The organism is Ensifer sp. SSB1 (genome assembly GCF_016652895.1).
In the GTDB taxonomy this organism is placed as follows: Bacteria; Pseudomonadota; Alphaproteobacteria; order Rhizobiales; family Rhizobiaceae; genus Ensifer.
In genome coordinates this window covers 1-10,040 of record NZ_JAEPRP010000097.1, presented here as the reverse complement: position 1 = coordinate 10,040, position 10,040 = coordinate 1, and the positions used below count along the sequence as shown (strand labels likewise).

Genomic DNA, 10,040 nt, shown 5'->3' with positions numbered 1-10,040 from the left:
CCGTTCTGAATGACGCGCTGCGCCTTGATGTGCCAAAGCGAGCGATGCTCCGGCTTGGTAGCGCAGGGCGTGCAGGCCGTGTAGACGGCCTCGTTCAGGATGAATTCCTCACCGTTCCGGCGCTCGCCGCTGGTCGCGGCAAGCCGGGTCAGATCGGTGGTTTCGATGCGCATCTGCTCAAGGAAACCATTCCCGAAATCATCGGTAACGTCCATCTTGTCGGCGTAGACGACATTGCCGCCCGGCTCGATGAACTGGATTTCCCCGGATGCCAAGATGCGGCCATTCTTCTGGTCGTACTCGACCTGACGGGCCACCATCTTGTAGCCGCCGTAGTCGATCTGCACGTTGCCGCGCACGATCACCTTCTCGGCGTCCTTGTTGTAGACGAGCTCATTGGCGGACAGAAGCAGCTTGGCGTCTTCCGGCATGTTCGGGCGCAACGAATCGAGGCGGTCCGAACCCTGCTGCGCCATTGCTGGCGCACTCATTCCCATGGCAAGTGTCTGCAGCGCCACGCCTGCAAGCAGGGTAGCGTTGATCAGCGTCATGCGTTTGCGGTTCACTACCGCCACTAGCCATCCTCCTGATTTAAAAGAATCGTCGAGCCCAGCGCCATCGCTACAACAACTGGCAACCAGGCTGCAACGAAAGGAGGCACAATGCCGCTGCTCCCGAATGCTTTGACAAGCACGGTGACGACATAAAGCACGAAGCCTGAGACGATGCCACCGAGAATTACGGAGCGAGATTGGTTAAACCGGCTAAATTTGAGCGACACGCAGGCAGCTATCAACGTCATGGCGACGAGAAGCAGCGGCAGCGAGAGCATCGAGTGGAATTGAGTTTCCATGCCGTTTGTCGAGAAGCCGAAGGAGCGAGCCACTTCGATCTTGCTCGGAAGGTCGAAAAACTGAATGGAATCAGCCTTTGCAAGACGTTCCTGAACAAACTCGGCCTTTAGATTGGTGCTGAGCTGTGCTGTTTTCAAACGGCGCGGCAGCTGCCCGTTGCGCGTTTCCGTTACGTCGTTAAGAAGCCAGTAACCATCTTCGAGTTTCGCCGACGCCGCATCCTGTCTCAGAATGATCGTGCCCTGTGGATCGAAGTGGATGACGGTGACGTTGAGGAGCGTCGTTCCGTTGTCCTGAACCGCGCGCGCGCCGATGATTGTATCCGTACCGTTGTAGATTTGCCGCAGCCACGGAATGGATCCGGCATCGGAGGATCGCGAGGCGCCCCATTCCGCCAGAAGCGCCTCTCCACGTTTGGTTCCCCAGGCAGCAAGCGGGTTCAGTACCACCACTGCAAGCACGCCGAAGAGGAAGGCGCCCAGAACGAACGGACGCAGGAACTGCCAGACGGAAATGCCCGCGGCGCGCGTCACGACCAGTTCGTAGCGCCGGTTGAGGGAAATCAGCGCCGCCATTGCCGAAAACAGCGCCACAAACGGGATCGTCTGCTGCAGGATCAGCGGAATTCGGAAGGCGGTCATCAGCAGAGCGCCTGTGATCGAATAGTGCGGCAGGTTTGCGAGGCGGCTCGCCTGCTCGCTGAAGTCGATGATGAAGATCAGCGAGAAGATGCCGACAAGGAACCAGAACGTGGTGATCACGTAACGGATGAAGAAGTAGCGGCCGAGCGTGCCCATCATGACGGCTGTCCTCCTTCGGCATCACGCCGTACGAGGCGGAGGCGAACGAGGAGGTCCTGCAGCTTTTCCTGCCCGGTCATCGGGATGTCGAGGCGCTTGTTGCTGACGAGCTGGTGAATGCAGAGCGCACCGGCCGCAAGCGGCACGAGGTACATCAGGGGCACGAACCAGATGGAATCCTCGGCGCTGTTGCCGGCATAGAAGGTCATCCAGCGGATGAGCAGCGCCGTTCCGAGCGCGCTTACCATCGGATGGACGCGTGCTTCGCGGTGGGACCGCGCGTCACTGCTGAAAACCAGTGCGATCAGCCCGAACAGAAGCGGAAAGGTCCACTCCGTCAGTCGGCGATTGAGTTCGGCGGTAAAGGCGAGCGGCTTGTTCTTGTAGACTTGGTCGTTCGGATCCGGATTGAGAAGACCGGCAAGGTCGCGGTCCTTCGCCCGAATCGTCGCCTCGCGGGTGGTCTTGGTCATGTCGGCGAGGTCGAAGGCATAGGAATCGAACTTGATGATCGAGACGCTGCCGTCGGGCAGTTTGCGTTGCACTTCGCCGTCCTTCATCACTAGGGCAGAGCTCTTTTCATCGACCGCGCCTTCGCGGGCGTAATAGACGAGCTCAAAGGCCGGGTTGCGCGAATCGGCAACGAAGATGCCCTGCAATACGCCGCCGCTGCGCCGCGCGCCGACCTGAACATAAAGCCCGTCGGCAACCTTGCGGAACGAATTCTCCTGAACGACCGACGACAGAAGGTCGGCGTTGGCGGTTGCCAGCATCTTGCGTACCGAAACGCGCGAGTAGGGCTCGACAAAATTATCGACCGCGAAGGACAGGACGCTCAGGCCCGCCGCCAGAAAGATGATCGGCCGGATGATGGCCATGCGCGAGCTGCCGGCGGCGTTGAGCACCGTCAATTCCGAATCGGTGTTCATCGTGGTGAGCGTCTGGGTGACGCCGATGACCAGAGCGAAGGGCAGGATGATCGGGATGACCGAAGGCAGGATGAGGGTTGCGAGCTTGGCGAAAGCCAGGACTGACTGGCCGCTGTCGGTGACCAGGTTGACGTTGGCGAGCGCCTGCGTCGTCCACACAATGCCAAGCAATGGCAGGAGGGTCGCGAGGAACATGACCAAGGCACGCCGGAATATGTAGCGTTCGATCAGCTTCATGCCCGTGTCCGGTCCAAAATCCTGCTCATGTTTCTGTTCCGGCGGCGGTATCGGACCAGGCCTTACCCGTGTCCAAACCGAAGCCTGGTTCTTGCCCGCTATTTCGTGTCGCTCAAATTGTGAAGCAACAGGGATAATTTAAGGCGAAGAACCTCGGTTAACCGCATGTAAACATCTGGGGGCATCTTGCCAAGCGGTTGAAAAGCGAGAAGGGTGCCGGCCACAGCTTTGACGGTGGCGAATGTTGCGAATATTTTCCACTGTAACCGCCCGGTAACAGGGCGGATCGCCACAGGCCTCGCCGTGTCGTCCGGATGCGTCGTGGCCCGATCACCTTGCCCTGGCGCCCGGCTCTTGGAGGCTTCTTTCGAATCTCCGGCTGCGCACAGAATCATGAAAATACCCCGGAGTTTTCCAATGCCGATGAAGTTCGAGTTCACCTTTGCCAAGTCCCACCGGCCGAGCGGCGGTGTCGCGGTACTCCTCAAGACGTCGGGCGCTGGAGCCGCTGCTGGCGCCGACGTCGCCGATCCGGAAGATGTTGTGGCAAAGGCGGCCAAGGTGAAGAAGTTCACCGGAAAGGCATTCTCCAGCCTCGATATCATAGCGCCGCATGGCTCTCCCGCAGACCGAGTCATCGTGTTCGGAATTGGAGAGCCGGATGCACTCTCGGATCACGATTGGCTGAAGGCCGGCGGCGCGGTTGCGGCGAAACTCGGCTCGGCTGACAAGGTAACCGTCTTCATCGATGCTCCCGAGGTCGAAGTGACCGGCAAGGCGGCCGCCGACTTCGCGCTCGGTATGGAGATGAACGCCTATAGCTTCGACGGCTATAAGACCAAAAAGGCCGACGACGACGCCAAGACCTCCGGCAAGCCGACCAAGGTCACGATCGTGACCGGTACCGTCATTGCTGCGAAGAAGGCTTTCGCGGCGGCAGAGGCGGTGGCCGAAGGCGTGTTCCTGGCGCGCGATCTGGTGAACGAGCCGGCGAACGTACTGGGCCCGGTCGAATTTGCGGCGAAAGCGAAGGAACTGGAGAAACTCGGCGTTGAGGTGGAAATCCTCACCGAAAAGGATATGAAAAAGCTCGGCATGGGTGCGCTTCTCGGCGTGGCGCAGGGCTCTACTCGTCCGCCGCGCCTTGTCATCATGCAGTGGAAGGGTGGCAAGGCCAAGGAGCGGCCGCTCGCCTTCATCGGCAAGGGCGTCGTCTTCGACAGCGGCGGCATCTCGATCAAGCCGGCCGCCGGCATGGAGGAAATGAAGGGCGACATGGGCGGTGCGGCTGCCGTCACCGGCCTGATGCACGTGCTGGCCGCGCGTGAGGCGAAGGTCAACGTCATCGGCATCATCGGCCTTGTGGAAAACATGCCCGATGGCAGCGCTCAGCGCCCCGGTGACATCGTCACCTCGATGTCCGGCCAGACGATCGAGGTGATCAACACGGATGCAGAAGGCCGTCTCGTGCTTTGCGATGCGCTCTGGTACTGCAACGACCGCTTCAAGCCGCAGGCAATGATCGACCTTGCGACACTGACCGGCGCGATCATGGTGGCGCTGTCGACCCATCACGCCGGCCTGTTCTCGAACGACGACCGTCTCGCCGGGCAATTGCTCGCTGCTGGCGTCGCGACCCATGAACGCCTGTGGCGCATGCCGCTCGGCAAGGAATACGACAAGATGATCGACAGCAAGTTTGCCGACATGAAGAACACCGGCGGCCGCTACGGCGGCGCGGTGACGGCGGCGCAGTTCCTGAAGCGTTTCGTTAAGGACACGCCCTGGGCGCACCTCGATATCGCCGGCACCGCCATGGGCGCGCCGACCGATGAGGTCAACCAGTCCTGGGGCTCGGGCTTCGGCGTCCGCCTGCTCGATGAACTGGTGCGGGCGAGCTACGAGGCCTGACCGGAGATGCCGGACGTGACGAAAGGCGGGAAGCAATCGGCATGACCGAAATCCTGTTTTATCATCTGACGGAATCGAAGCTTGAGGACGCACTGCCGCCGTTGCTCGACAAGAGTGTCGAGCGCGGCTGGAGGGTGGCCGTGCAGACGATCGACGCCGAACGGCGCGATGCGCTCGACACGCATCTCTGGGTCTATCGCGACGAGAGTTTCCTGCCGCATGGCACGGACGCGGGCGATTTCGCCGCAGACCAGCCGGTGTTGCTGGTGGCCGACGGAGGCAATGCCAATGCCGCGACGGTCCGTTTCGTCATCGATGGCGCCAGCCCGCCGGATGTTTCGACCTATGAGCGCATCGTCTTCATGTTCGACGGCTACGACCAGGAGCAGCTTGAAGGTGCGCGCGCCCATTGGAAACGGCTGAAGGGGGAGGGGCACAACCTCACTTACTGGCAGCAGAACCGTGACGGCCGCTGGGAAAAGAAGGCCTGAGTTTACAACGCGTTGTGACGAAAAAAAGCCCGCGGCAGAGACCGCGGGCTTATTGTTTCTGCCGTGTCCGGAAGATCAGTCGTGGAAGGCCTCGACGAACTTGCGCTTGCCGAGCATGAAAGCATCGGCAACGTGGCGCAGCGGCGCCAGATCGACGTCCGACTTCCGGGCTTTGACGATCTCGGCGAAGCGCCGATAGAGCATCGGGTATTCCTGTTCCGGTTCCTGGTGCACGAGCTTGCCATCGACGGAGAGCTTGGCGCCGCCTTCGGAAAGCACCATCTCGCCCGCTGCGGTCCGGGCAACGATGTCCCAGCTCTGCTTGCCGGTCTGGCGCCAGTCGAACTCGGCGGAAACCGGCAGTTTCTTCGCATCCGTGAAGGTGATGTTGGCAGCGATCGGCGCGTCGCGGTTCTCGGGGAATTCAAGCACGGCCGCGGTCACGAACAGCGGGTTCGGGAGGATGTGCGTGGCGATCGAAAGAGCGTTGATGCCCGGATCGAAGACGCCGAGGCCACCCGCCGCCCAGATCCATTCCTGGTTCGGGTGCCAGTGGCGCACGTCTTCTTTCCAGATGATCTGGACATCATTGATCGTCGTCGCGGCCAGGAAGGATTTAGCCGCCTCGACGGCCGGCGCGTAGCGGGAGTGCCAGCTTGCAAACAGCGACAGCCCCTTCGATGCCGCCATCGCCTCGAGGTCGGCGACTTCGCTGAGGGTGGCGCCCGGGGGTTTTTCCAGGAACACATGCTTGCCCGCGTCGAGTGCGGCGCGGGCCGCCTCATAGCGATACTGCGGCGGCATGCACAGTGACACGGCCTCGATCGCAGGTACGGCTTCAAGCATAGCTTCGATCGATTTGAAGTTGTCGATGCCGTCGACCGTGCCATGCCGGCTTGCGGCGGCGATCAGGTGATAGTCGCTGTTCTTGGCGATTGCCGGCAGGTGCTGGTCACGAACGATCTTGCCGATACCGACAAGGGCAATATTGATGGGGGCCATGGTGTTCCGCTCGATTTGTATGACTTATTGTCGGCTCTTGTAGCAGATTGCGCAGAGGGGACAAGCGCCGCCGGTCCGCCGGCAGCTTATGCCATCAATGTCGGCGAAATCGACAGAGTATCATTCCCTCTGAACGCCACCGCGCTAGCTCTACCACCGGACGTGCCGTTTCGTCTCGTCAACCGGGCGGACGTTAGGGCGATCTGACCGCCCGGAGGAGTGAACCATGCAGCAGAAAATCCGTCGAGCAAGCCGCGGTGAACTCGACGTCATGATCGAGTGGGCGGCCGAGGAGGGATGGAATCCCGGGCTCGGCGATGCGGGCCCTTTCTGGGCGACCGATCCGGGCGGTTACTGGGTAGCCGACGGAGAGGACGGCCCCATCGGAGCGATCTCGTTGGTGCGATACAATGAAAGCTACGGCTTTCTTGGTTTCTACATCACCCGACCGGACCATCGCGGTCAGGGCATCGGCCGGCAACTGTGGCAGCAGGCGATGTCGGTCGCCGAAGGACGCATAATCGGCCTCGATGGCGTGGTTGCCCAGCAGGAGAATTATCGCCGCTCCGGCTTCACCTACGCCCATGCGAATATCCGCTACGGCGGCACTATCGACGTCGTCGAACCACCGGGCGCCGATCTTCTGGAGGTGGCGCCGGTCCACATGCCGCTCCTCACCGATTTTGACCGTCGCTTCGTCCCCGCCCGACGCGAGGCCTTTCTTCGCGAATGGCTGAAGTCGAGCGACGGACGGCGCAGCGTCTTGCTGCTGAGCGATGGCGCGGTCGCGGCCTATGGCACGATCAGGGCCTGCCGCAACGGCTTCAAGATCGGGCCGCTGTTTTCCGACACCGAGACCGGTGCTGATCTGGTCTTTCGCAAGCTTGCAGCCGCTGTCAACGGCAGTGAGGTCTTTCTCGACATTCCCGAACCGAACGCCTCGGCCAAGGCGCTTTGCGATCGCTACAATCTGCGGACGGTATTCGAAACCGCGCGCATGTATCGCGGGCCGGACCCCGGGTTGCCGCTTGCGCGGATCTACGGCATCACCACGTTCGAACTGGGCTGAAAGCCGGGCCGGCTGTTCTCAACCGGCCATCGCCTCTTCGTACTCGGCGGAAAGTTCGAGCCATTGCTCTTCGGCGTGAGAGAGTTTCGCCGCCGCGTCGGAACGTTCCTTGGCCTTTTGTGCAGCCTTCGCCGGCGACTTTTCGTAGAGCGCCGGATCGGCAAGTTCCACATCAAGTGCCTGAATCAGTTTCTCCAGCTTTCCGGTCAAGGATTCGATTTCATTGATCTTCTTGCGAAGCGGCGCCAGCGATGCACGCTTGTCGGCATTGGCCTTGCGCTGGTCCGCCTTCGAAAGACCGTCATCGACGCCGGTCGGCCTCGGCTTCTCGTCCTTCGCCTTCGGGCCGCCGACGATCAGGCTGCGGTAGTCCTCAAGGTCGCCATCGTAGCTGGTCACCGTTCCATCACGCACCAGCCACAACCGGTCGGCCGTCGCCTCGATCAGGTGCCGGTCGTGCGAGATCAGGATCACGGCACCGGAATAGTCGTTGAGCGCCGTGATCAGCGCGTTGCGGCTGTCGATGTCGAGGTGGTTGGTCGGCTCGTCGAGGATCAGGAGGTTCGGCGCGTCGAAGGCAGCAAGGCCCATGAGCAGCCGCGCCTTTTCGCCGCCGGAGAGATCCTTGGCGGGCGTTTCCATCTTTTCCGTCGCGAGCCCCATCTGCGCCACGCGCGAGCGCACCTTTGCTTCGGGTGCTTCGGGCATGCGTCGCCGCACATGTTCGACGGCGCTCTGGGTGGGGATCAGGTCGTCGAGCTGGTGCTGGGCGAAGAAGCCGACCTTGAGGTTCGGCGCAATCTTCAATTCGCCCGCCTCTGGCGCAAGGCGACCCGAGATGAACTTGGCGAAAGTGGACTTGCCGTTGCCGTTCGAACCGAGCAGGGCGATACGGTCGTCCGTGTCGATCCTGAGGTTCAAGCGCTTGAGGATGGGCTTGCCGGGCTCATAGCCGACGGTACCGCCGGTGACTGCGATGATCGGCGAGGCGGCTTCCTTCTCCGGATCGGGGAAGGAGAAGCCCTGGACATGATCTTCGATCACGGCCGCAATCGTGCCCATGCGCTCCAGCGCCTTGACGCGGCTTTGCGCCTGGCGGGCCTTGGTGGCCTTGGCCTTGAAGCGGTCGATGAAGCTCTGGAGGTGCTTCCGCGCCGCGTCGTTCTTGGCTTTCGCCTTCATCTGCAGCTCGTCGGCTTCCGCCTTCTGCCGCTCGAACTGGTCGTAGGGTCCACGATAGAAAGTAAGCTTCTTCTGGTCGAGATGCACGATGGCGTTGACCGCGGTGTTCAAGAGGTCGCGGTCGTGGCTGATGATGATGACGGTGTGCGGATAGCGGCGGATGTAATCCTCCAGCCAGAGCGTGCCTTCGAGGTCGAGATAGTTGGTCGGCTCGTCGAGCAGCAGCAAATCCGGCTCGGAAAAGAGCACGCCCGCGAGCGCCACCCGCATCCGCCAGCCGCCGGAAAACGACGAGGCGGGACGCAGCTGTGCTTCGTGGTCGAAGCCGAGGCCGGCGAGAATGCTGGCAGCGCGCGCTTCTGCCGAGTGGGCACCGATGTCGGCGAGCCGTGTCTGGATTTCGGCAATCCGGTGCGGATCGGTCGCAGTTTCCGCTTCGGCGACCAGCGCAGTGCGCTCCTTGTCTGCCTTGAGCACGATCTCGATCAGCGGTTCCTCTGTGCCGGGCGCCTCCTGCGCCACCTGACCGATGCGCGCGTTCTTCGGCAGCGCGATCGAGCCGGCTTCCGACGCGAATTCGCCGGTGATGATGCGAAACAGCGTGGACTTGCCAGCGCCGTTTCGGCCCACGAGCCCCGCCTTCGTGCCCGCCGGAAGCGTCACGGATGCATTTTCGATGAGGAGACGTCCCGCGATGCGGGCGGAAAGGCCGGAAATCTGGATCATTGCGGCCTTTTGCCCGGACTTGGCCGGGAAGGCAAGAGGCGCAGGCGCGCTGCGTTTCCTCCGGCGTCGGTCTGTGATTTCAAGAGGCCATTGTTATCAATTTTTGAACAACGCGTTCCGACAATCGATACTACACATCCTCATCGTGAGGGACCATCTCAATGGCGGAAGGGCGGGGAACGCTCTTCTGACCGCCTCGATCGACTGAACGCCATCGGCAAGGGCCCCGCGTTCCGAGGGACGACCGATCCGGCCACGGACAATTTAGATGAAACCTCGTTCAACCGAACGAGCCTCCCAGGAGTGAAGACCATGAAAACTGCAATCCAGACCGCTCTTTCCGCCGCTCTCGTTGCAACCGCCATCCTCGGTGGGGCCTCGGCTGCCTTTGCCGGTGGCAGCTACTACGAAGGCATCAGCCCGACGCCGCTGTTCACCGAGCGCACGCCTGCCGTCACCGGCAAGACCTCCTTCACCATCGGCAATTCGGAAGCTGGCTATGTGGACAGCACCCGGACCGGCTCGGTCGTAAACTACGGCGTTGCGCCGAAGAGCGTGATCGGCGGCGAAGGCGAATACTATCAGGGCATTTCGCGCTAATCGCGACGAAATAGGGTGCGGGTTTCTGCCCGCACCCACTTTCAGGGGGTTTGATTGATCATCGCCATGATCCTATGAGGCGACCTCCCAAGTGCCAAGCGGGGCTTAGTCCCACCGTCTATCTCCACCAAGGAACCGATCCATGAAGAAGTCCATTGCCGCGATCCTCGTTGCGGTCGCCATGCTCGGCGGCGCGTCGGCCGCTGTCGCCGGCGGCAGCTACTATGAGGGCGTGAGCG

General features: G+C 61.7%; 8 protein-coding genes and 1 pseudogene. 4 read left to right on the top strand and 5 right to left on the bottom strand.

The genetic code is table 11. The features are described from left to right. The 3 genes and pseudogenes from I8N66_RS22460 to lptF form a co-directional block, all read right to left on the bottom strand. Positions 1 to 575 (bottom strand): annotated as a pseudogene (locus I8N66_RS22460) (LPS-assembly protein LptD); the annotation flags it as partial. Next, complete coding sequence (gene lptG, locus I8N66_RS22455; protein WP_113536844.1) at positions 575 to 1,654, bottom strand: LPS export ABC transporter permease LptG; 1,080 nt, start codon at positions 1,652 to 1,654, stop codon at positions 575 to 577. The pseudogene I8N66_RS22460 and the gene lptG, both read right to left, overlap by 1 nt. Then, positions 1,651 to 2,820: an LPS export ABC transporter permease LptF gene (gene lptF / locus I8N66_RS22450; RefSeq protein ID WP_113536845.1), complete on the bottom strand. Its 1,170-nt coding sequence runs from the start codon at positions 2,818 to 2,820 to the stop codon at positions 1,651 to 1,653. Before lptF ends, lptG begins: the two co-directional genes overlap by 4 nt. Before the next feature lie 417 nt (positions 2,821 to 3,237). Here lptF and I8N66_RS22445 point away from each other — a divergent pair, with 417 nt between their 5' ends. Together I8N66_RS22445 and I8N66_RS22440 are read left to right on the top strand one after the other, a co-directional pair. Next, entirely contained in the window at positions 3,238 to 4,731 is a 1,494-nt protein-coding gene (locus I8N66_RS22445; RefSeq protein ID WP_291157863.1) for a leucyl aminopeptidase, read from the top strand. Between the two features lie 41 nt (positions 4,732 to 4,772). After that, complete coding sequence (locus I8N66_RS22440; RefSeq protein ID WP_113536848.1) at positions 4,773 to 5,222, top strand: DNA polymerase III subunit chi; 450 nt, start codon at positions 4,773 to 4,775, stop codon at positions 5,220 to 5,222. A 75-nt stretch (positions 5,223 to 5,297) separates the two neighbouring features. Here I8N66_RS22440 and I8N66_RS22435 read toward each other — a convergent pair whose 3' ends face one another. After that, positions 5,298 to 6,224 (bottom strand): Gfo/Idh/MocA family oxidoreductase, encoded by a 927-nt coding sequence (locus tag I8N66_RS22435; RefSeq protein WP_113536849.1) that lies wholly within the window; start codon positions 6,222 to 6,224, stop codon positions 5,298 to 5,300. Between the two features lie 226 nt (positions 6,225 to 6,450). On the opposite strand from I8N66_RS22435, the gene I8N66_RS22430 reads away from it, so the two are divergent. Beyond that, positions 6,451 to 7,293, top strand: coding sequence for a GNAT family N-acetyltransferase (locus I8N66_RS22430; RefSeq protein ID WP_113536850.1), 843 nt, complete (start codon positions 6,451 to 6,453; stop codon positions 7,291 to 7,293). An 18-nt stretch (positions 7,294 to 7,311) separates the two neighbouring features. Here the strand turns inward: I8N66_RS22430 and I8N66_RS22425 are convergent, their stop codons facing one another. Next, complete coding sequence (locus I8N66_RS22425; RefSeq protein WP_113536851.1) at positions 7,312 to 9,201, bottom strand: ABC-F family ATP-binding cassette domain-containing protein; 1,890 nt, start codon at positions 9,199 to 9,201, stop codon at positions 7,312 to 7,314. A 312-nt stretch (positions 9,202 to 9,513) separates the two neighbouring features. Here I8N66_RS22425 and I8N66_RS22420 point away from each other — a divergent pair, with 312 nt between their 5' ends. Further along, complete coding sequence (locus I8N66_RS22420; RefSeq protein ID WP_291157858.1) at positions 9,514 to 9,801, top strand: hypothetical protein; 288 nt, start codon at positions 9,514 to 9,516, stop codon at positions 9,799 to 9,801. The last annotated feature ends 239 nt before the right edge of the window (positions 9,802 to 10,040 follow it).